This window comes from Streptomyces shenzhenensis (genome assembly GCF_003688995.1).
Taxonomy (GTDB): Bacteria; Actinomycetota; Actinomycetes; order Streptomycetales; family Streptomycetaceae; genus Streptomyces; species Streptomyces shenzhenensis_A.
Genome location: NZ_PENI01000001.1, coordinates 353,857 through 373,665, shown reverse-complemented (window position 1 = coordinate 373,665; position 19,809 = coordinate 353,857). Strand labels below are relative to the sequence as shown.

Annotated in this window: 21 protein-coding genes and 1 pseudogene; 14 read left to right on the top strand and 8 right to left on the bottom strand. The window is 71.0% G+C overall.

Annotation, left to right across the window (positions count from 1 at the left end; genetic code table 11):
* From CTZ28_RS01535 to CTZ28_RS01515, 6 genes are all read left to right on the top strand, one after another.
* Positions 1-1,458, top strand: a complete 1,458-nt coding sequence (locus CTZ28_RS01535) for a sensor histidine kinase (RefSeq protein WP_121887333.1) — start codon at positions 1-3, stop codon at positions 1,456-1,458.
* Complete coding sequence (locus CTZ28_RS01530) at positions 1,455-2,231, top strand: response regulator (protein ID WP_121887332.1); 777 nt, start codon at positions 1,455-1,457, stop codon at positions 2,229-2,231. The genes CTZ28_RS01535 and CTZ28_RS01530 overlap by 4 nt, the downstream gene beginning before the upstream one ends.
* A gap of 113 nt (positions 2,232-2,344) precedes the next feature.
* Entirely contained in the window at positions 2,345-2,575 is a 231-nt protein-coding gene (locus CTZ28_RS47925) for a hypothetical protein (RefSeq protein WP_259471415.1), read from the top strand.
* Complete coding sequence (locus tag CTZ28_RS47920; protein WP_259471436.1) at positions 2,572-3,165, top strand: pilus assembly protein TadG-related protein; 594 nt, start codon at positions 2,572-2,574, stop codon at positions 3,163-3,165. Before CTZ28_RS47925 ends, CTZ28_RS47920 begins: the two co-directional genes overlap by 4 nt.
* 33 nt (positions 3,166-3,198) lie before the next feature.
* Positions 3,199-3,780, top strand: a complete 582-nt coding sequence (locus CTZ28_RS01520; protein ID WP_121887330.1) for a hypothetical protein — start codon at positions 3,199-3,201, stop codon at positions 3,778-3,780.
* Positions 3,781-3,787: 7 nt separating this feature from the next.
* Positions 3,788-4,420 carry an OmpA family protein gene (locus CTZ28_RS01515; protein WP_121887329.1) on the top strand — a complete coding sequence of 211 codons (633 nt, stop codon included), beginning with the start codon at positions 3,788-3,790 and terminating at the stop codon, positions 4,418-4,420.
* Between the two features lie 7 nt (positions 4,421-4,427).
* Here the strand turns inward: CTZ28_RS01515 and CTZ28_RS01510 are convergent, their stop codons facing one another.
* Positions 4,428-4,811, bottom strand: coding sequence for a DUF192 domain-containing protein (locus tag CTZ28_RS01510; protein WP_121887621.1), 384 nt, complete (start codon positions 4,809-4,811; stop codon positions 4,428-4,430).
* 62 nt (positions 4,812-4,873) lie between these two features.
* Between CTZ28_RS01510 and CTZ28_RS01505 the strand changes: the two are divergent.
* From CTZ28_RS01505 to CTZ28_RS01475, 7 genes and pseudogenes are all read left to right on the top strand, one after another.
* Positions 4,874-5,203 (top strand): annotated as a pseudogene (locus tag CTZ28_RS01505) (LLM class flavin-dependent oxidoreductase); the annotation flags it as partial.
* 81 nt (positions 5,204-5,284) lie between these two features.
* Entirely contained in the window at positions 5,285-5,785 is a 501-nt protein-coding gene (locus CTZ28_RS01500) for a GNAT family N-acetyltransferase (protein WP_183154235.1), read from the top strand.
* Between the two features lie 45 nt (positions 5,786-5,830).
* Positions 5,831-6,640, top strand: a complete 810-nt coding sequence (locus CTZ28_RS01495; RefSeq protein WP_121887328.1) for a methyltransferase domain-containing protein — start codon at positions 5,831-5,833, stop codon at positions 6,638-6,640.
* Positions 6,641-7,439: 799 nt separating this feature from the next.
* Positions 7,440-8,213: an isoprenyl transferase gene (locus CTZ28_RS01490; RefSeq protein ID WP_121887327.1), complete on the top strand. Its 774-nt coding sequence runs from the start codon at positions 7,440-7,442 to the stop codon at positions 8,211-8,213.
* Positions 8,214-8,591: 378 nt separating this feature from the next.
* The gene (locus CTZ28_RS01485) at positions 8,592-9,917 is read left to right on the top strand and encodes a PhoH family protein (RefSeq protein WP_121887326.1); all 1,326 of its coding nucleotides are present in this window, start codon (positions 8,592-8,594) and stop codon (positions 9,915-9,917) included.
* A gap of 405 nt (positions 9,918-10,322) precedes the next feature.
* Positions 10,323-11,024, top strand: coding sequence for an aggregation-promoting factor C-terminal-like domain-containing protein (locus CTZ28_RS01480; RefSeq protein ID WP_183154209.1), 702 nt, complete (start codon positions 10,323-10,325; stop codon positions 11,022-11,024).
* Between the two features lie 148 nt (positions 11,025-11,172).
* Positions 11,173-12,504: an AI-2E family transporter gene (locus CTZ28_RS01475; protein WP_121887324.1), complete on the top strand. Its 1,332-nt coding sequence runs from the start codon at positions 11,173-11,175 to the stop codon at positions 12,502-12,504.
* A gap of 40 nt (positions 12,505-12,544) precedes the next feature.
* On the opposite strand, the gene CTZ28_RS01470 is transcribed toward CTZ28_RS01475, so the two are convergent.
* Positions 12,545-13,078: an alkyl hydroperoxide reductase gene (locus CTZ28_RS01470; RefSeq protein WP_121887323.1), complete on the bottom strand. Its 534-nt coding sequence runs from the start codon at positions 13,076-13,078 to the stop codon at positions 12,545-12,547.
* A gap of 4 nt (positions 13,079-13,082) precedes the next feature.
* Entirely contained in the window at positions 13,083-13,637 is a 555-nt protein-coding gene (locus CTZ28_RS01465; RefSeq protein ID WP_121887322.1) for a peroxiredoxin, read from the bottom strand.
* 133 nt (positions 13,638-13,770) lie between these two features.
* On the opposite strand from CTZ28_RS01465, the gene CTZ28_RS01460 reads away from it, so the two are divergent.
* A complete protein-coding gene (locus CTZ28_RS01460; RefSeq protein ID WP_121887321.1) occupies positions 13,771-14,715 on the top strand; it encodes a LysR substrate-binding domain-containing protein in 945 nt (314 codons plus the stop codon).
* A gap of 45 nt (positions 14,716-14,760) precedes the next feature.
* Here CTZ28_RS01460 and CTZ28_RS01455 read toward each other — a convergent pair whose 3' ends face one another.
* The 5 genes from CTZ28_RS01455 to CTZ28_RS01435 all read right to left on the bottom strand — a co-directional run bounded on the left by CTZ28_RS01455 (position 14,761) and on the right by CTZ28_RS01435 (position 19,612).
* Complete coding sequence (locus tag CTZ28_RS01455; RefSeq protein WP_121887320.1) at positions 14,761-17,136, bottom strand: ABC transporter permease; 2,376 nt, start codon at positions 17,134-17,136, stop codon at positions 14,761-14,763.
* A complete protein-coding gene (locus tag CTZ28_RS01450; protein ID WP_121887319.1) occupies positions 17,133-17,822 on the bottom strand; it encodes an ABC transporter ATP-binding protein in 690 nt (229 codons plus the stop codon). Before CTZ28_RS01450 ends, CTZ28_RS01455 begins: the two co-directional genes overlap by 4 nt.
* Positions 17,819-18,343 (bottom strand): PadR family transcriptional regulator, encoded by a 525-nt coding sequence (locus CTZ28_RS01445; protein ID WP_121887318.1) that lies wholly within the window; start codon positions 18,341-18,343, stop codon positions 17,819-17,821. The genes CTZ28_RS01450 and CTZ28_RS01445 overlap by 4 nt, the downstream gene beginning before the upstream one ends.
* 94 nt (positions 18,344-18,437) lie before the next feature.
* On the bottom strand, positions 18,438-18,680 hold the full coding sequence (locus CTZ28_RS01440) for a type II toxin-antitoxin system antitoxin (RefSeq protein WP_259471414.1): 243 nt from the start codon (positions 18,678-18,680) through the stop codon (positions 18,438-18,440).
* Positions 18,677-19,612 (bottom strand): SPFH domain-containing protein, encoded by a 936-nt coding sequence (locus CTZ28_RS01435; RefSeq protein WP_121887316.1) that lies wholly within the window; start codon positions 19,610-19,612, stop codon positions 18,677-18,679. Before CTZ28_RS01435 ends, CTZ28_RS01440 begins: the two co-directional genes overlap by 4 nt.
* Between the last annotated feature and the right edge of the window lie 197 nt (positions 19,613-19,809).

Genomic DNA, 19,809 nt, shown 5'->3' with positions numbered 1-19,809 from the left:
ATGGCGGTGACGGTGACGAGAGACGGCGCGGCGGCCGGACGCCGCCGCGCACGCCTGCCGAGGCGGGGGAGACGGGCGCCTGCGCCACGGACCACCGACTCCACGGAGCCCGAGCAGGCGTACGCGCCCGCGCCGGGCCGGGAACCCGACGGTGAAGCCGGCCGGCAGCTCGGGGACCTGACCCGGCCCGACACCGCACCGGAGAAACTCCAGCTGCGCGCCCTCCAGGCGATGTGCCGGCAGGTCTTCGGCTTCCGCCTGGCGATGATCGCGCTGGCCGCCCCCGCCGCCCTGGTCAACGCGTCCCCCGGCCTCGGCGCCCGCCTGGTGGGCGGGGCGGTCGTCATCACGTTCATGGTGTCGTACGTCCTGTTCCGCGACTGGGAACGGTTCGGCCCGCTCCTGCTGCGCCACCCCACTCTGCTGGCGGCTGACACCCTCATCGGCTCCCTGCTCCTCGTCTCGGCGGGCCCGGACACGACCCTCGCTTACGTCAGCGTCTGCACCCCCCTCCTGGCCGGCCTCGTCTACAGCTGGCGCGGCGCGGCCTGCTTCGCCTCGCTCCAGTCCCTCATCCTGCTCCTGGTCCACGCGACCCTGGAGCACGGCCACCGGGCCGACGTCGCCGAGTCGCTGCTCCTGCCCGGCCTGTGCGTCATCGCCGGGGCCATGGGCTCGACCCTGCGCAACCTGATGCTCCGCTTCGGCGCCGCGACCCAGGCCCTGACGGCGGTGCAGGCCCGGCTCGCCGGCACGGAGGCGGTGAGCGCCGAACGCGCCCGGCTGGCCCGGGAGATGCACGACTCGGTGGCCAAGACGCTGTACGGCGTCGCCCTCGCCGCCGATGGTCTCGCGGCCTCCGCCGCAGCGGGCGCCCGCACGGACCCCGCCCTGATCGAGCAGCAGGCGGAACTGGTGGCCCGCTCGGCCCGCAGGGCGGCGGCGGAGGCCCGGGAACTCCTCACCGACCTGCGGCGCGAGACAGACCCCGCGCACGGCACCGAGCTGCTGCCGGAACTGGCCGCGCTCACCGCCGAGTTCCGCACCCGCACGGGCCTGCCGACCGAGCTGCACCGGACGGGCGACCGGCCGCCACCTCCCGTCCCCCCGGCGGTCGCCCGCCACCTGCTCGCCGTCGTCTCGGAGGCCATGGAGAACGCCCACCGCCACGGGGCGCCGGCCCACGTCGGCGTACGGGCGGACGTCCGGGGCGGGCTGCTGCGCCTGAGCGTGCACGACGACGGCCGGGGCCTGCCCCCCGGTACCACCCTCGAACAGCTGCGCCGGACCGGCCACTTCGGCCTGGTCGGCATGGCCGAACGCGCCGCGACGGTCGGTGCCCGCCTGCACATCGGACGGGGCGACCACTCCCAGGGCACCGAGGTGCTGCTGGAACTGCCGCTCGCGGCGCTGGCACCCCCCGCCCCCGTACCGGCCCACGAGGCCCGAGACGCATGAGAGGAGGCACCCCGATGCCGGCGAACCCCTTCGAGAACCTCCCGCCGACCGCTCCCGCCGCACCGCTCCGGATCGTGGTCGCCGACGACAACCCGGTGGTCCGGGCGGGCCTTTCCGTCCTCCTCACCGGCCGGGCGGACACCACGGTCGTGGCCGAGGCCGCGGACGGCCGCGAAGCGTACGAAGCGGCCCTGGTACACCGCCCGGACGTCGTACTCCTGGACGTCCGCATGCCCGGAGTCGACGGACTGTCGGCACTGCCGCACCTGGTGCGGCTGGCCCCGGTCATGATGCTCACCTACAGCCACGAGACGGAGATCGTCCAGGAGGCGGTGCGGCTGGGCGCGGGCGGCTATCTGGTCCACGGCGAGTTCACCGTGGACCAACTGGTCACCGCGATACGGGACATCACCGTCGGCCGCCCGCACCTCACGCCCGCGGCGGCCGGCGCCCTGATGGCACCGCTACGCCATCGATCGCATGCAACTGCACACGCTGAAGCTGAACTCCCCCATAATTCTCGTGGTACTTCTCCACAAAACCTTTCGCAACTGCAATCGAATGTGGGACATTCATTGCGGTCGCGGTTCCAACTCAGCACGAGGGAGGCGGAGATCATGGACCTGGTCGCGTCCGGTCTGAACAACCAGCAGATCGCCGCCGTGTGCTTCATCAGCGAGAAGACGGTCAAGAACCACATCAACCGCATCTTCGCCAAGCTCCACAGCACCAGCCGCGCCCAGGCGGCCGCCAAATGGCTGGGGGTGGCCTGACATGACGGACATCGACGGAGGTTGGGCCCGGCAATGGGCCCTGGGACCCTGTGCACAGGCCGGCCCGGCGTCGTACGTTCACCGGATCGAAGCCGAACCCGGAGGGGAGCACGATGAGCGACCTGATGCTGAGGACGGCCGTGGCGGCGAAGGTGCGCGTGAACGGTTGGAAGAACACGACGGTCGAGGCCGTTCGGCGCCGCGGCGGCGACCGCGGGCAGACCGCGGTCGAGTACCTGGGCATCATCGCGGTCGTGGTGGCCATCGTCCTGGCGATCACCGGCACGGACATCGGCAAGGCGATCCTCGACAAGATCAAGGCCAAGATCACCCAGATCACCTGACGCGCCCGCACGGGTCCAGGGACGCAGGGCAGGCCTTCCCCGTCTACATCACGGTGGTGGCGGGTCTGCTCTTTCTCGCGTTCGCCTATCTCGCGGTCGGCCAGGCCGCGGCCAACCGGAACGGCGCCCAGACGGCGGCGGACGCGGCGGCGCTCGCGGCGGCTCAGAACGCCCGTGACCAACTCGCGGGCAAGTGGCTCGAGGACGTGCTCGATCCCACCACGTGGCAGGGCGTCTTCGACGGCAGCGTGCCGTTGGAGCCGTCGTGCTGGCGCGCCGCCCAGCTCGCCGCTCAGAACGAGGCGACGGTGCACAACTGCGAGGCACTCGATCCGCTCACCTATCGGGTCGAGGTCCAGACTGACAAGTCCGTCGGGCATTCCCTTGTACCCGGTACGGAGAACATGAAGTCGACGGCATCCGCCACGGCCGTGATCGAGCCGCTCTGTACCTTCGAACTCCTGGACGAGGATGCCGAGGACACCGCACTGCCGCAGCTTCATTGCGAACGAGACTGGGACCTGAACCCGGACGATCCCGCTGATCTGCCGGGACCCGAGGATCTCTTCGACGTGCACCTGGCCGACTGACAAGCGAACGACGAGTCAAAAGGAAGCAGAGCAATGAGCATTCGGTTCACTGCGAAGGCTCGCAGAGGGACGGCCGCCTTGGCCGTCGCGGTGGGGTTGGCCGTCTGCGCGGGCGGCTGCGGCGGGGGCGGCGGTGACGACAGGAAGCCGGAGAAGTCGGCGTCCGCTTCGCAGGACGGCGGATCCGGGCCGAGCGCCCAAGAAGGCACATCGGAAGAGCCGCTGGCTGAACTCCGCGGCCCCGACGGCCTGAACTTGAAGATCACGTCGGCCGTGCGGGACTCCGGCGGATTCATCACCGTGAACGCGGAGCTCAAGAACGACGGCGGCACGGACGCCGTGCTCTCGTCACAGCTCACCGGCAACGAGACCGAGATCATGAGGAACGGCCAGTCCTTCGGCGGAGCCACACTTGTGGACTCCAAGAGCAGGAAGCGCTACTACGTCCTCCGTGACACGGACGGCCGCCCCCTCACGACCGCCGGGGTCCAGACGGTCAAGGCGGGTGACACCGTCCCCGTCTTCATGCAGTTCCCGGCACCGCCGGCGAGCACGACCGAGGTGACCTTCCAGCTGCCGACGTTCCCCACCGCCACCGTCCAGATCTCCGGGTGAGGCGCACGTGACCACCACACCCCGGATTCCGGTGGCCGTGAGCACGGCCGCCGTGCTTCTCGCCACGACCCTCTGCGGCGCTGCCCCCGCCCGGGCCGACGAGACCGGTCCCAGTGTTCCGCCCGGTACCGAGGCATCTCCCTCCGCGCCGGTCGAGGTCGACCCCAACGACCCGGATCTGAAGCTGCCCGAGGGCGCCACGCTCGCCTCACCCAAGGTGCTCGACATCAAGTCCGTGGTGGAGGACCAGAGCGGCGACGAGCGACGCGAGGACACCAACGCGGACGTGACGTTCGCCCTCCAGGCCGAGGTGCTGTTCGGCAAGGACAGCGCCAGGCTGAGCGCGGAGGCGAAGGCCCGTATCGCCTCCATCGCGGAGGAGATCAAGAACCAGAACGCGACACGGGTACGGGTGTTCGGCTTCACGGACAACCTGGGCTCCTCGGCCCACGGCGACGTCCTGTCCAAGCAGCGGGCCAACGCCGTACAGGCGGTTCTGGACCAGGACCTGAACGACGCGAACGTCACCTTCGAGGTACGGGGGTACGGCGAGCAGTACCCGATCGCGGACAACTCCAGCGAGGCGGGCCGCAAGAAGAACCGAAGGGTCGAGGTCTCCTTCCCCCGCTCGGAGAACTGACCCGCGCTCAGCCCGCCTCGGCCCCCGGCCCCGCCTCCACCCGCACCCGCGCCCCCGCCTCGACCCCCCACCCGGCCATGGCCCCGGCCGCTGCCTCCAGCACATGCCGTGAACGCGGCCGGGGCAGGCCCAGCCGTCCCGGCCGCATGGTGCGTACGGCGATCACGGTGAGATCGCGGTCGAGGTAGGCGACGTCGATGGGCATCCGCATACCGAAGGTGTGCACACTGCCGGCGGGCGAGAGCAGCATCGCCCCGTCCACCGCGTCGCGCCCCAACAGCCCTTTGGTACGGGCGCGATAGGAGGCCGCGATCTCCAGAGGAACCGTCACCAGCCCCCCACGAAGCCCGTGGACCGCCAACTCCCCACGACCGTCCCGCCAACGCCCCATCCCCACCCCACCTCCCAGAAGACGGTACCCACCCACCTGCTGCACCCCCCATGTTCCCGGACACGCCGACTCCCGGCGTGCGCCGGGCCCGGCGGCTCATCGACGAGGGACGGGCCGCGACCGGACGCGGCGGGCCGCACCATGTCGTCGTCCACCTCCTTGACCCCACCGGGGCCGACGCTGCCGCCCGGCTGCATGCCGACCTGGCCGCCGAGGGACTGGACTCCGTGCCGGACCGTGGCGTCGCCGGAGACGCCGGATCTGTGCCAAGGCCGTGCAGCGGCTCGTGGAGGCCGGGGCCGGCACCGTCGTGCTGCCAGCCGGCGGGGGACGAGCCGGGTCCCGAGGGCTTCGTGCGGTTCGCCGTCGAGGAGGCCCGGCCGCGCGTGCCGTCGGCGTCGGCCGGCCGGGATTGTCAGTGGGGGCTGCCACACTCCATCCCCATGACGGAGTTCGAGACGAAGGGGCCGGAGATGGGTGGAGAGTCCACGTGGGGTGCTGAGCCCGGTGCCGTGGGGCTGCGCGAGGCGGTCGACGCCGACCTGGAGACCTTCCTCGCCTACGAGCACGATCCGGAGGCGGTCCGCCGGTCGAGATTCCCGCCACGGGAGCGGGACGCCTTCCTGACGCACTGGAGGACGAGGGTGCTGGGCAATCCCGACTGCCTGGTGCGGACCGTCACCGTGGACGGCGAGGTCGCCGGGAACATCGTCTCCTGGTCGGCGGGCGACCGGCGCTTCATCGGCTACTGGCTGGGGCGGGCGTACTGGGCGCGCGGCATCGGGTCCCGTGCCCTGGGGCTCTTCCTCCGCGAGGAGCGCACCCGGCCCCTGTACGCCGACCCGTTCTCCAGCAACACGGCATCCGTCCGGCTCCTGCGGCGGCACGGCTTCGAGGACGCCGGCACCGACGGCGAACAGGTCCTCCTCGCCCTCCGGACCTCGGCGGCGGACGAGGAGGACGCCGTGTCGTGAGAAAACCAGCGGCGCCCACCGGGGCCGTCCTGCGACGATCCCCCCATGGACCGGACGGACCCGAGGTCGCCCGAAGCGCGCCGTTCCTTCGAAGAGCTCGTCGCCGAAGGTGCCGCCGTGCCCACCGAGGGCTGGGACTTCTCCTGGTTCGAGGGGCGCGCCGGCGAGCAGCGGCCGTCCTGGGGGTACGCCCGCTCGGCGGCCGGCCGGCTGGCCCGCGCCACCGCCGCGCTGGACATCCAGACCGGGGGCGGCGAGGTCCTCGACTTCGCGCTGGGTGCGGCGGCCCCGGCCCGGCCCGCCCTGATCGCCGCCACCGAGGGCCGGCCGCCGAACGTGGCCCGGGCCACCGCACTGCTGCGCCCGCGCGGCGCCGTGGTCGTCTCGGCTTCGGACGACGCGCCGCTGCCCTTCGCCGACGGGGCCTTCGACCTGGTGCTCAGCCGGCACCCGGTGCGCCCGCACTGGGACGAGATCGCCCGCGTGCTGGGCCCGGGAGGCACCTACTTCGCCCAGCACGTCGGGCCGGCCAGCGTCTTCGAGCTGGTCGAGTACTTCCTCGGCCCGCAGCCGGAGCGCAGCCGCCGGGCCCGCCACCCCGACCGTGAGCGCGCCGACGCCGAGCGGGCGGGGCTGCGGATCGTCGACCTGCGGGCCGAGCGGCTGCGCATGGAGTTCCACGACATCGCCGCCGTCGTGCACTTCCTGCGCAAGGTCGTCTGGCTGGTCCCGGGCTTCACGGTCGAGGCGTACGAGCCGCGGCTGCGGGCCCTGCACGAGCGGATCGAGGCCGAGGGGCCCTTCGTCGCGCACAGCACCCGGCACCTCTTCGACGCCCGCAGACCGGACCGCTGACCGGACAGCGGACCGCCCGGTCTGCGCGCCCGTGGCCCCGGGCGGCAGAATTGGCCGGTAACCGCTGCTCGGGTGCGCTCCGGAGGCGAGGGCGGGGCAGGGCCTCGTACGCGACCGCACCGCCCGCGCGGGGACGCGCGTGTCGGCGGGGTTTCCACATCGTTATCGCGAGCGGCTCGCATCAGCGGCACGCCCCACGTAAGTTCAGACCAAGGCAATTCGCGTGAGCAAAGCTACGCGGTCGGCACCGCGTGGCGGAGGGGGCTGCGCGGTGCCGGAATGCCCCATGCACCCGTCAAGCCACCGTTCGCTGCCGGGTTAGCCCATCGGGGGGACGGTATGGCGAATGTTCGCGTCGGCGCCGGAACGCCCCACGCCTGTCGATCGCTCCGTACGCGCTCCGGTCACCTGGGAATCCGCCGTGAATCGGCCAAGGAGAACCCCCGAACAAGGGATTCCGCGTCCATCGGGGAGTCGTCGGGCAACTCCGGAGAGTAGTTGTGGCACGCCGATGCACACGGGATCCCTTACGAAGGGTTATGGTGGAAACCCCCCCTCGGGCCGGTCCGTCTCCCCCCCCACGGACCGGCCCGTTTTTCTTCTCCCGCCCGCCACGCGCCCGGCGCGACGCCATCACAAGCCGCCGCACGGGGAACCGTTCCCCGGTCGTCTGCCGTCCCCATGACAGGGTGCGTGCGACCCACCGCGACGCGCACCCGGAAACCCCGCTGAGGCCCCGCAGGAGTAGGCTGCGGGCCCGCGGGGACGCACCCGCACCGTACGGAGGGGCTGACATCACGTGAACCTGCGCGACAAGCTGCGCGGCCTCCTGGTCAGGCTGTACGCGCGCCGGGTGGAAGGCCACCTGGACCACGCTCAGGTGCCCAAGCACATCGGCGTCATCATGGACGGCAACCGGCGCTGGGCGAAGGCCGCGGGATCCAGCACCGTCCACGGTCACCGGGCCGGTGCGGACAAGATCGACGAGTTCCTCGGCTGGTGCTCCGAGACGGACGTCGAGGTCGTCACCCTGTGGCTGCTGTCCACGGACAACTTCGACCGTGCCCAGGAGGAGCTGGTCCCGCTCCTCGGCATCATCGAGGACGTCGTGCGTACCCTGGCCGCCGACGGCCGCTGGCGCGTGCACCACGTCGGCACCCCGGACCTGCTGCCCTCCCCGATGCAGATGGCGCTGAAGGAGGCCGAGGAGGCCACGGCCCACGTCGACGGGATAGTGGTCAACGTCGCCATCGGCTACGGCGGCCGGCAGGAGATCGCCGACGCCGTGCGTTCCATGCTCCTGGACGCCCACGACAAGGGCGTCGCCATCGAGGACCTCGCCGAGTCCGTCGACATCGACATGATCGGCCGCCACCTCTACACGAGTGACCTGCCCGACCCGGATCTGGTGATCAGGACCAGCGGCGAGCAGCGGCTGTCCGGTTTCATGCTGTGGCAGACGGCCCATTCGGAGTACTACTTCTGTGAGGTCTTCTGGCCGGCCTTCCGCAAGGTCGACTTCCTGCGCGCGCTGCGTGACTACGCGGCCCGGCACCGGCGCTACGGCGGCTGAACGAGCGCCCTGCGGGGCCCGTGGACAACCTGCACGGCACACATTCCGTACGCCCCTGTCGGGGTGGAGGCAACGAGGAGTTCATCCGCGCGCCGTCCCATGCATTTGCATGGCAATGCATCTTCCAGGGCATAAGCCAAACAGGTCGACACCCGAACCACGGGTGTCGAATCTCAGCGGGCGGCACGGGGCCGTCCGCCCGGGAGGCCCTTTGCACCAGCCCGACCGTGCGGTCACTGCACGGAAGCAGCCGCGGAGGGCCGGTTCTCGGCCCGCGCGTGTGCAGCGCGGCCGACGACCGGCCTGGTTCGTCCCGTCCTCCCGGCCCAGCTTCCGTCTCGTCGCTCCCCGACCTCATCCGAGGGGGTACGTCCTTCCGTGGTGACCAGCACAAAGCGTCGTAAGCCAGACCGGCGCACCTATGTTCTCGACACCAGCGTCCTGCTGGCCGACCCGAACGCCCTGGCCCGCTTCGACGAGCACGAGGTCGTGCTCCCGATCGTCGTGGTCACGGAGCTGGAGGCCAAGCGGCACCATCCCGAGCTCGGCTACTTCGCCCGGCAGGCGCTGCGCCTGCTCGACGACTACCGGGTCCGGTACGGCCGTCTCGACGCCCCCATCCCGATCGGGGACCTCGGCGGATCCGTCCGTGTCGAGCTCAACCACTCGGACCCCAGCGTGCTGCCCACCGGCTACCGCCTGGGGGACAACGACTCACGTATCCTCGCCGTCGCCCGCAATCTGCAGGCCGAGGGGTTCGACGTCACCGTCGTCTCGAAGGACCTGCCGCTGCGGATCAAGGCCTCGTCCGTCGGGCTCCTCGCCGAGGAGTACCGCGCGGAACTGGCCATCACGGACTCCTCCGGCTGGACCGGAATGTCCGAGCTGACACTCTCCGCCGAACAGGTGGACATCCTCTTCGAGGAGGGGCACGCCCATGTGCCCGAGGCCGCCGAGCTGCCCGTGCACACGGGCCTGACGATCCAGTCGGAGCGGGGCAAGGCGCTCGGCCGGGTGACGGCGGAGGGCACCGTCCGCCTGGTGCGCGGCGACCGGGAGGCGTTCGGCATCAAGGGCCGCAGCGCCGAGCAGCGGATCGCCCTCGATCTGCTGCTCGACCCGGACGTGGGCATCGTGTCCATGGGCGGCCGGGCCGGCACCGGCAAGTCGGCGCTGGCGCTGTGCGCGGGCCTGGAGGCGGTCCTGGAGCGCCGGCAGCACCAGAAGGTGATGGTCTTCCGTCCGCTGTACGCCGTCGGCGGGCAGGAGCTGGGCTATCTGCCGGGCACCGAGGCCGAGAAGATGAGCCCGTGGGCGCAGGCGGTGTTCGACACGCTCTCGGCGGTCACCAGCCGTGAGGTGATCGAGGAGGTCACCGCGCGCGGGATGCTGGAGGTCCTGCCGCTGACCCACATCCGGGGCCGTTCCCTGCACGACGCGTTCGTGATCGTGGACGAGGCGCAGTCACTGGAACGGAACGTCCTCCTGACCGTTCTGTCCCGGATCGGCGCGAATTCACGCGTGGTGCTGACCCATGACGTGGCACAGCGGGACAATCTGCGGGTCGGCCGGTACGACGGTGTCGTCGCCGTGGTGGAGAAGCTGAAGGGGCATCCGCTCTTCGCCCATGTCACGCTGACCCGGTCCGAGAGGTCCCAGATCGCCGCACTTGTGACCGAAATGCTGGAGGACGGACACATCTGACCCAACTGTTCAACTTGGGTCGGTTACTCGCTGGTTGGCGCCGTCCGGCAAAGGCTTGAGCCTAGCCGGGCGGCGTCGCGGTGTGCGGAGGTTTCTTGAAAACACCTGGACCGAGCGGGATGTGAGCTTTCACACGCACCTCGGAATTGCCTACCGGCGGCGGGTTACGGCAGAGTCTCACTCCTGTCAGGCCCCGCATACGACACAACTGTGCCCCAGCGTCATGGCACCACGGCCAACTCCATAGCGTCGTCGTATGCCGCCCGAGCACCATGCGGCGCTCCCGTGCCGGGAGTTGCTCACCGGGCCCGTGCCTCCCGTGACCCCGCAGTTGGGAGGCCAGCGTCAGGGGCACGATTGCGTCCGCCAGGGTCACCGAAGCGGGCGGTGCTGGAAGGAAACCGTGTGAGCCGGATTTCGGTCCGGGGATTCGCAGTGGCCTCGGCCACCGCGGTCACCGCCGTCGGAAGCGTCGTCGGAGTTGCCTCGGGCAGCGTCGCGCAGAACAACGACGCCGAGGCAGCGGCAACCGACGCGACGCTTCTCGCGGACATACCCGCGGGTCAGCAGGCCCAGGTGCAGACCGCGTCCCTGACACAGCAGGCGGACGCACAGGCCATCGCCGCGGACGCGAGCGCCAAGAAGGACGCAGAGGCGGCGGCCCGCAAGGCGGCCGCCGAGACCGCGATCGCGAAGAAGGATGCCGCCGAGAAGGCGGCCAAGGCTGCCAAGGAGCGCGAGGAGGCCGCGAAGGCCGCCAGCCGCAGCCAGAGCGCGAGCGCCGGCAGCGCCAGCTTCCCCGTGCAGAGCTCCTACACCGTCGCGCAGATCCAGGCGATGGCGCGGCAGGTGGTGGCGAGCAGCCAGTACCAGTGCTTCAGCAACATCGTGGACCACGAGTCCAGCTGGAACTACCGCGCCGTCAACGCCTCCTCCGGCGCCTACGGCCTCTTCCAGGCACTCCCGGGCTCCAAGATGTCCTCCGCGGGCGCCGACTGGCAGACCAACCCGGCCACCCAGATCAAGTGGGGCCTCAACTACATGGACAGCCGCTACGGCAGCCCGTGCGACGCCTGGGCGTTCTGGCAGGCCAACCACTGGTACTGAGTCGAACAGCGGTTCACCGCCTCCCTCTCAACCCTGCACAGCCCCTTCCCGTCCTACGGGGAGGGGCTGTTGCCATGTACGGTCGGACGGACGATTCCTGGGAGGAGTGGTGGGGCGCACCCGGGGACATGCGGGAGAAGGACGGATCATGTCGCGAGTGCCAGGATGGCTCGGCCGGATCGGAGCCGGACTGACGCAGATGGGTGAGAGGTTGGACGAGCGGCGGGTGGCGGCGGAGAGGCAGCATGCCGAGGAGCCGCCGGAGGTGCTGCCCGCCGAGGAGCCGCTGCCCGACGGCCATCCGGATCCGGCGGAGGTCCGGATCGTCCGCCCGGACCCGGCGCTCGCGGTGCCCTGGGGTGTGCGGGTCGCGGCCGAGGCGGGCTGGCGGCTGCTGGTGCTGGCCGGCACGGTGTGGGTGCTGATGCGCGTCATCAGCTCCGTCCAACTCGTGGTGTTCGCCTTCGTCATAGCGCTGCTGGTCACCGCGCTGCTCCAGCCCACGGTGGCCCGGCTGAAACGGCACGGTGTGCCGCGCGGCCCGGCCACCGCCCTCACCGCGGTCCTCGGCTTCATCGTGATGGGGCTGATCGGGTGGTTCGTGACCTGGCAGGTCATGGAGAACATCGACACGCTCTCCGACCAGGTGCAGAGCGGCATCGACGATCTGCGCCGCTGGCTGCTGCAGAGCCCGTTCCATGTCACGGACAAGCAGATCAACCAGATCGCCAAGAGCCTGCGGGAGGCGATCGGCGCCAACACCGACCAGATAACGTCGGCCGGACTCGAGGGCGTTCAGGTCGTCGTCGAGGCGCTGACCGGCATTCTGCTGGTGTTCTTCTCGACGCTTTTCCTGCTCTACGACGGCGACCGGATCTGGCGGTGGGCGCTGAAGCTGGTGCCGGCCGCGGCGCGGCCGGGCGTGGCCGGGGCGGGCCCGCGTGCCTGGCGCACACTGACGGCCTACGTCCGCGGCACGGTGCTGGTCGCCCTGATCGACGCGATCTTCATCGGCCTTGGCATCTACTTCCTGGACGTCCCCATGGCCGTCCCGCTGGCCGTGTTCATCTTCCTGTTCTCGTTCATCCCGCTCGTGGGCGCGGTCGCCTCGGGCGTGCTGGCCGTGGTGGTCGCCCTGGTCACGCAGGGCGTGTTCACCGCGGGCATGACGCTGGTGGTGATCCTGGCGGTCCAGCAGATCGAGGGGCACATCCTGCAGCCCTTCATCCTGGGCCGCGCGGTGCGGGTGCACCCCCTGGCCGTCGTCCTGTCCGTCACCGCGGGCGGCATGGTGGCCGGGATCGGCGGCGCCGTGGTCGCCGTACCGCTGGTGGCGGTGACCAACACGGTGGTCGGCTATCTGCGGGCCTACTCCGAGGAACAGGCGCTGCGTAGCGCGGGCCGGGTGCGCGCGGCCAGGCCCCCGGTCCAGGCGGAGCCGGTTCCGGCGGACGCGGAGAGCCCCGCCCACCAAGGGTGAGCGGGGCCCGGAGCGGCAAGGAAGCGCCTGGCTCGCGGAGTTACCCGGCGAGCACCGCCTCGGCGTCCAGGGTGGTGCCCACCGCCTGGATCACCGCGGCGATCTTGAAGGCCTCCTGGACGACCTCGCGTTCCACGCCGGCCTTGCGCAGCACCTGCTCGTGCGAGTCCAGGCACATGCCGCAGCCGTTGATCGCGGACACCGCGAACGACCACAGCTCGAAGTCGACCTTGTCGACTCCGGGGTTGCCGATGACGTTCATCCGCAGGCCCGCGCGCAGGGTGCCGTACTCGTGGTCGGAGAGCAGATGGCGGGTGCGGTAGAAGACGTTGTTCATCGCCATCACGGCGGCGGCCGCCTTGGCGGCGGTGTACGCCTCAGGCGAGAGGTTCGCCTTCGCCTCCGGCTCCAGCTCGCGCAGGACGATGGGGGAGCGGGCGGCGATCGCCGTCGCCAGCACCGTGCCCCACAACTGCTGCGCGGGCAGGCCCGAGTTGCCGATGACCGAGCCCAGGTTGAGCTTCAGGTCCTTGGCGTACTCCGGTACGCGGGACTTGAGGGAGTCGAGGGACATGGACTCACTCTCCGGCGAGCAGCGCGACCGGGTCGAGCGTCTCGTCGCCCTTGGCCCAGTTGCACGGGCACAGCTCGTCCGTCTGGAGGGCGTCCAGGACCCGCAGGACCTCCTTCGGGTTACGGCCGACCGAGCCCGCGGTCACCATCGAGAACTGGATCTCGTTGTTCTGGTCGACGATGAAGACCGCGCGCTTGGCGAAGCCCTCCTCGTCCTCGATGCCGAGGCCGCGCATCAGCTCGTGCTTGGAGTCGGCCATCATCGGGAACGGCAGGTCGCGCAGGTCGTCGTGGTCCTTGCGCCAGGCGTGGTGGACGAACTCGGAGTCGCCGGAGAAGCCGAGGACCTGCGCGTCGCGGTCGGCGAACTCCTCGTTCAGCTTGCCGAAGGCGGCGATCTCGGTCGGGCACACGAAGGTGAAGTCCTTGGGCCAGGCGAAGATCACCTTCCACTTGCCTTCGTAGGTCTTGTGGTTGATCTTCTCGAACTCCTTGCCCTTCTCCAGCGAGACGCAGGCAGTGAGGTCGAACTCGGGGAACTTGTCACCGACAGTGAGCACGCGCTCTCCTTGCAGCGAGGAAACGCCCCGGTCACGGGCGTTTCCCATGGGTTGGACGGAGCTGATGGTGACACAGACGGCATTGATTCGGGAAATAGCTACACTCAGTCGTGTTGATCGGAGGTGGCTATCAGTGACCGCAGGTAAGCGGAGGCAGCCCAGCCTGTCCCAGTTGCGTGCCTTCGCCGCCGTCGCCGAGCATCTGCACTTCCGGGACGCGGCCGCCGCCATCGGCATGAGCCAACCCGCCCTGTCCGGAGCCGTCTCGGCGCTGGAGCAGATCCTCGGTGTCACGCTCCTGGAGCGTACGACCCGCAAGGTGCTGCTCTCACCCGCCGGTGAGCGGCTCGCCGTACGGGCGAAGGCGGTGCTCACCGAGGTCGGCGCGCTGCTGGAGGAAGCGGAGGCGGTGCGGGCGCCGTTCACCGGCGCGCTGCGGCTCGGGGTGATCCCCACCGTCGCGCCCTATCTGCTGCCGACCGTCCTGCGGCTGGTCCACGGCCGGTATCCGGACCTCGACCTCCAGGTGCACGAGGAGCAGACCGCCAGCCTGATCGACGGACTGACCTCAGGCCGGCTCGACCTGCTGCTGCTCGCCGTCCCCCTCGGCGTCCCCGGCATCGCCGAACTGCCGCTCTTCGACGAGGACTTCGTGCTCGTCACGCCCCCGGACCACTGGCTCGGCGGCCGGGAGGACATTCCGCGCGAGGCGCTCAAGGAGCTGAACCTGCTGCTCCTCGACGAGGGCCACTGCCTGCGCGACCAGGCCCTGGACATCTGCCGGGAGGCCGGCCGCGCGGACGCCCCGGTGGCGACCACGGCGGCGGGTCTTGCGACCCTCGTCCAGCTCGTGGCCGGCGGGCTCGGCTGCACCCTGCTGCCGCGCACCGCCCTCAGGGTCGAGGCGACCCGCAGCACCCGGCTCCTCACCGGTTACTTCGCCGACCCCGCCCCGAGCCGCCGCGTCGCCCTCGCGATGCGCACCGGCGCGGCCCGCGGCGCCGAGTACCGGGAACTCGCGACCGCCCTGCGGGAGGCACTGCGACCGCTGCCCGTGCGGCTGCTCGCCCACGGCTGAGGGCCCCTTCCCACGGGGAAGGGGCCGGGGCGGGCGCGGCGCCCGCTACTCGGTGCGCAGCCCGTCCGGGCGCATCAGCCGCAGCAGCGGCGGCAGGCTGAGCAGGGTCACCACGAGGACGACCGCGGCGCCGAAGCCGGTCAGCGACAGCACGCTCACCCAGTCCACGCTCACCGAGGTGCTCGTCATCCGCAGCAGCACCGCGCCCAGGGCCACGCCCACCACCGAGGCCAGCAGCAGACCGAGCACGATCGGAACCGCCGTCTGCCACAGCACCGACAGGCCCAGCGTGCGCCGCCGGGTGCCGAAGGCGACCAGGGACGACAGCAGTTTCCTGCGCTCACGCAACTGCTCCAGCTGCGAGACCAGCAGGCTCGCCCCGATCAGCGCGAGCACACACGCGGCACCGACGAACAGACCGGTACGGATGGAGGTGAACCTCCTGGACTGCTCGGTCGCCGACCAGACGACCGGTTGGGTCAGCGGGCCGATCCGTGCGGCCGTGTTGCGGATGTACTCCTTGAGGTCGGGCACGGACGTGTCGACGGACAGGTAGATCGTGCCGCCCATCACCCCGGCGGCCTTCGCGGGCAGCGCGCCAGGGGTCAGCAGGAAGCCGCCGGTGCGGTTGCCGCCCGGACCCTCGATCGTCCGGGCCTGCTTCAGACCGGCCGGCACGGTCAGCAGGATGTCCTGCCGGTCCGGGCGGTCGCCGTACGCGGTGTCGAGATAGAGCGTCGTGCCCGGCGCAGACATCTTCGGGGTATCGGTGTCGTACTCCGCGCCGCGCACGGCGAACGCGTCGCCGTCCCGGCACGAGGGCAGCGCCGCGACCTCGCGCAGCGCGGCGCAGTCGCCGACGGTCAGCTGGGCCGTGCGCTCCGGGTCCTTGCGCCACGGCCTGTCGCCGACCGTGGCATCGGCCAGCGCCGTTGTCCCGCGCACGCCCCGGGTCGCCGCCAACTGGTCCGCCGCCGCGGCGAGATCGATGCCCTTTGGCACGTCCACCTGGAGCTGCGCCCGGGTGAGGTCGTTGGGCGACTGCTTGGTGTAGTCGCCCTCGACTCCGGCGAACAGCATCTGCAGGGCGATGGCGCCGGCCACCGCCACGGCGATGCCGTTGACCATGCGGGCCGCGTTGCCGCTGCTCAACTGGAGCCTTCGGACGGCCAGTTGCCAGGCCACCGAGCCGGAGCCGAGCCGGGCGACGACCGCTTCCACGATCCACGGCAGCAGCGCGGTGATGCCGACCAGCAGCAGCATCACACCGCCGATGACCAGGTACTGGTTGAAGTCCCCGTTGGTCCGGCCCTGGCCGACCATCGGGTAGAGCAGCGCAAGCCCGCCCAGCGGCAGCAGCAGCCGCCACCACAGGCGCCGGCGTGCGGGGCGTGCCGTGCGGACCACGCCGAGCGGCTCGATCACGACACCGCGCAGGGCCAGCACGGTGACCAGGACCGCGGCGGCCGGGACCGCGAACGCGACGAGCGCGACCAGCACGGGGGACGGATTCAGATAGCTCGGGAACACGCTGATGCCGAGGATCTCGACGGAGCCCGCTGCCTGCCGGCCGGCCAGGAAGAAGACGGTACCGAGGACGAGGCCGAACACCGCACCGGCCAGCGCCTCGCCCGCGGCGATCCGCCGGGTCATCCGGCTGTCGGAGCCCACCAGCCGCAGCGCGGCCAGCCTGCGGTCGCGCCGCTCGCCGCCGAACCGTACGGCCGCGGTGATGAACACGGCCACCGGCATCAGCAGCACCACGAAGACGACGAGGACGAGCAGGACCAGGACCGGGTCGGCCGGCTGGTCCGCCGGCTGGGGGTTGCCGAAGGCGGCGATCCGGCCCACCCGGGAGCCGTCGATCTGCGGAACGAGCCCGTCGGCGCCCGCGTAGTAGGCGAGTTCGTGCGAGCCGATGAGCCCGCTCTCCCCGATGGTGCCGACGATCCGGTACGGCAGCCGCTCCCGCAGCAGCCGTGCGTCGTCGGAGGCGAGCAGGTCGCGCAGCGCCGGGGAGACGACCATGTCGCCCTTGGCCGGGAATCTCGCCAGTCCGGGCGCCAGCGGTGCCCGCGGCCCCTCCGGTTCCACCAGCCGCCCACGCACGTCCTTGCCCCGGTACATCGTGTCGACGTCGGCGATCAGGAGCGTGTTGTCGGCCCGGGGGAGGGGGGCGCCGTAGGTGTAGTCCATGCGGGCCTGTTCCCGGTCGTGCCGCACGGCCAGCGCGCTCGGCAGCGCGGTCGTCAGCAGCAGCAGGGCCACGCCGAGCCCCACGCCGACGGCCGTCAGCAGCAGCCGGACCCAGCCCTCGCGTCCGCCGGTGACGGCGAAGCGGGCCCCCAGGGACAGATCCCGGAGACTGCCCCGGCGCGGCCGCTCGGCGCCACCGTCCGGCTGCCCCCGCCGGGTGCTCATACGACGCGCTCCATGTCCTGCGACTTCCCGTCCCGAACGACGACCTCGCGGTCGGAGTAGGCCGCCACCCGCGCCTCGTGGGTGACGAGGACGACGGCGGCGTTGGTGGACCTGGCGGCGTCCGTCAGGAGCTCCATCACCCGCTCGCCGTTGAGCGAGTCGAGGGCGCCGGTCGGCTCGTCGGCGAACAGCACACGCGGGTCGGTGACCAGGGCCCGGGCCACGGCGACCCGCTGCCCCTGGCCGCCGGAGACCTCGCCGGGCCGCTTGCCCCGCAGGTCGTCGACCTCCAGCCGCTCCATCCAGCCGAGCGCGACCCGCTCGGCCTGCTTGCGTGGCGTGCCGTTCAGCCGCAGCGGGAGGGCCACGTTCTCCACACAGGTCAACTCCGGTACGAGCTGGCCGAACTGGAAGACGAAGCCGAACTCGGAGCGGCGCAGCAGGCTGCGCCGGGCGTCGTTCATCGTCGCGAGTTCCCGGCCGGCGTAGGTGATCGAACCGGAGTCGGGCGGCACGATCCCGGCGAGGCAGTGCAGCAGCGTCGACTTGCCGGACCCGGAGGGGCCCATGACGGCGACGACCTCGCCGGGGTGGATGGAGAACGAGGCGCCGTCCAGCGCGACGGTCGGCCCGTACGCCTTGCGCAGGTCCTCGGCGGCGAGCAGGGAACCGGGGGGCGGGGTCATCGGGCCACCGCCGCACGGAGCTTGTCGAGCCGCGCGGTGGTCAGTTCGAGCCAGCGCAGATCGGCCTCCAGATGGAACAGCGCGTGGTCGCAGATCAGTTGGTCGGCGAGGTCGCCCTTGCGCTTGCGGTCGGTCAGGACCCGCATGCTGCGCAGGTGCTCGGCGCGCTGGGTGTCGAGGACGACGGCGGCGTCGCGGTGGGTCAGCAGGGCGAGGACGACCTTGGTGTAGAGGGTCGACTGGAGGTACTCCTCCGGCTTCTCCGGTGTCGCCAGCCACTGGGCCACGTCGGTGATCCCGGCGTCCGTGATGGCGTACCGCTTGCGTTCGGGACCGCCGCCCGACTCGATCCCGTCGACCTCGACGAACCCGTGCTTCAGGAGCCGGGACATCGTGGAGTAGACCTGGCCGTAGTGCAGCGGCCGGTCGTGACCGAACTTCTCGTCGAAGGCCCGCTTCAGGTCGTAGCCGTGTCGGGGGCCGGACTCCAGGAGCCCTAGGAGGGTGTGACCGATGGACATGCCGCCAACTCTACACACGGTGTATACGCGGCATGTATACGCGGAGTGCAGTGATCATGGCGAGGCGTACGTGTGCGCAGGTGGGAGTCGATTGTCACGGTTCCGATACATCCGATGCAGGCGGCCGGCCCCGTCGTGGCAGCGGCCCGGTCTCCTTCGGTAGCCGTCCGGCGTCCGCCAGCGCCCTGCGCAGCAGGAACTCGATCTGGGCGTTGGCGGAGCGCAGTTCGTCCCCGGCCCACCGGGCGAGCGCGTCGTAGACATGCGGGTCGAGCCGCAGCAGCACCTGCTTGCGCTGCTGCGGCCGACGCCTCGGTGTCTCGGCGGGGTCCGTCACTGGTAGAGCGTCCCGGTGTTCAGGACGGGCTGCGGCGCCCTGTCCCCGCACAGCACCACCATCAGGTTGGACACCATCGCCGCCTTCCGTTCCTCGTCCAGCTCCATGATGTCGCGCTCCGCGATCCGGGCGAGCGCCGCCTCCACCATGCCCACCGCCCCGTCGACGATCTGCCGCCGGGCCGCGACGACCGCGCCGGCCTGCTGCCGCTGGAGCATCGCCGAGGCGATCTCGGGGGCGTAGGCGAGATGCGTGAAGCGCGACTCGATGATCTGCACCCCGGCCGCCTCCACGCGCGCGTGCAGTTCGACCGCGAGCTTCTCGGTGATCTCCTCGGCGTTGCCGCGCAGCGAGAGCCCGCCCTCGTCGTGTGCGTCGTAGGGGTACTCGATGGCGATGTGCCGCACGGCCGTCTCGGTCTGCGTGGCGACGAACTCGCTGTAGTCGTCGACCTCGAACACGGCCTGGGCGGTGTCCCGGACCTTCCAGACCACGACCGCGGCCAGTTCGATCGGGTTGCCGTAGGCGTCGTTCACCTTGAGGACCGCGGTCTCGTGGTTGCGGACGCGGGTCGAGATCTTCGTGCGCGAGGTGAAGGGGTTCACCCAGCGCAGCCCGTCCTGCCGGATCGTCCCCCGGTACCGGCCGAAGAGCTGGACGACCCGGGCCTCGCCCGGCGCGACCATGTTCAGCCCGCACATCGCGAGGAAGGCGCCGAGCGCCACCAGGATGCCGAGGACGATCAGGGCGGCCTTGCCCCCGGCCCCGTCGACCGCGATCGCGCTCAGGGTCATCCCGATGCCGAGCAGCAGGCCGACCAGGCCGAGCAGCAGGGCGAGCCCGCCGCCGATGCTGTGTGCCGTGAACTCCCGCACCCGTGGGGCGGGCATCTCCGGGATGTCGGCGGTGGTGGACGTCTCATGTATGGCCATGGGTGGTTCCCCCGTTCTCGCGGTGCCTGATGGCGTACTAGCTAAGTGATATCACTTTACCCCATCGCGCAACCCTGCACGCCTCTCGGTCGTCGGTTCGGGTAGGGCTGGTGCTGATTGTCACGTCCGCAAAAGAGCGGATCGAAGGCGCTTTGTCATGGAGACGGGTGTTAGCTTTCTGAGCTGACCGAGACCGA

Coding starts and splice junctions, on each gene's coding strand:
- CTZ28_RS01535 (WP_121887333.1), top strand. CDS start 1: ATGGCGGTGACGGTGACGAGAGACGGCGCGGCGGCCGGACGCCGCCGC.
- CTZ28_RS01530 (WP_121887332.1), top strand. CDS start 1,455: ATGAGAGGAGGCACCCCGATGCCGGCGAACCCCTTCGAGAACCTCCCG.
- CTZ28_RS47925 (WP_259471415.1), top strand. CDS start 2,345: ATGAGCGACCTGATGCTGAGGACGGCCGTGGCGGCGAAGGTGCGCGTG.
- CTZ28_RS01520 (WP_121887330.1), top strand. CDS start 3,199: ATGAGCATTCGGTTCACTGCGAAGGCTCGCAGAGGGACGGCCGCCTTG.
- CTZ28_RS01510 (WP_121887621.1), bottom strand. CDS start 4,811: ATGGGGCGTTGGCGGGACGGTCGTGGGGAGTTGGCGGTCCACGGGCTT.
- CTZ28_RS01500 (WP_183154235.1), top strand. CDS start 5,285: ATGGGTGGAGAGTCCACGTGGGGTGCTGAGCCCGGTGCCGTGGGGCTG.
- CTZ28_RS01495 (WP_121887328.1), top strand. CDS start 5,831: ATGGACCGGACGGACCCGAGGTCGCCCGAAGCGCGCCGTTCCTTCGAA.
- CTZ28_RS01475 (WP_121887324.1), top strand. CDS start 11,173: ATGTCGCGAGTGCCAGGATGGCTCGGCCGGATCGGAGCCGGACTGACG.
- CTZ28_RS01470 (WP_121887323.1), bottom strand. CDS start 13,078: ATGTCCCTCGACTCCCTCAAGTCCCGCGTACCGGAGTACGCCAAGGAC.
- CTZ28_RS01455 (WP_121887320.1), bottom strand. CDS start 17,136: ATGAGCACCCGGCGGGGGCAGCCGGACGGTGGCGCCGAGCGGCCGCGC.
- CTZ28_RS01450 (WP_121887319.1), bottom strand. CDS start 17,822: ATGACCCCGCCCCCCGGTTCCCTGCTCGCCGCCGAGGACCTGCGCAAG.
- CTZ28_RS01445 (WP_121887318.1), bottom strand. CDS start 18,343: ATGTCCATCGGTCACACCCTCCTAGGGCTCCTGGAGTCCGGCCCCCGA.
- CTZ28_RS01435 (WP_121887316.1), bottom strand. CDS start 19,612: ATGGCCATACATGAGACGTCCACCACCGCCGACATCCCGGAGATGCCC.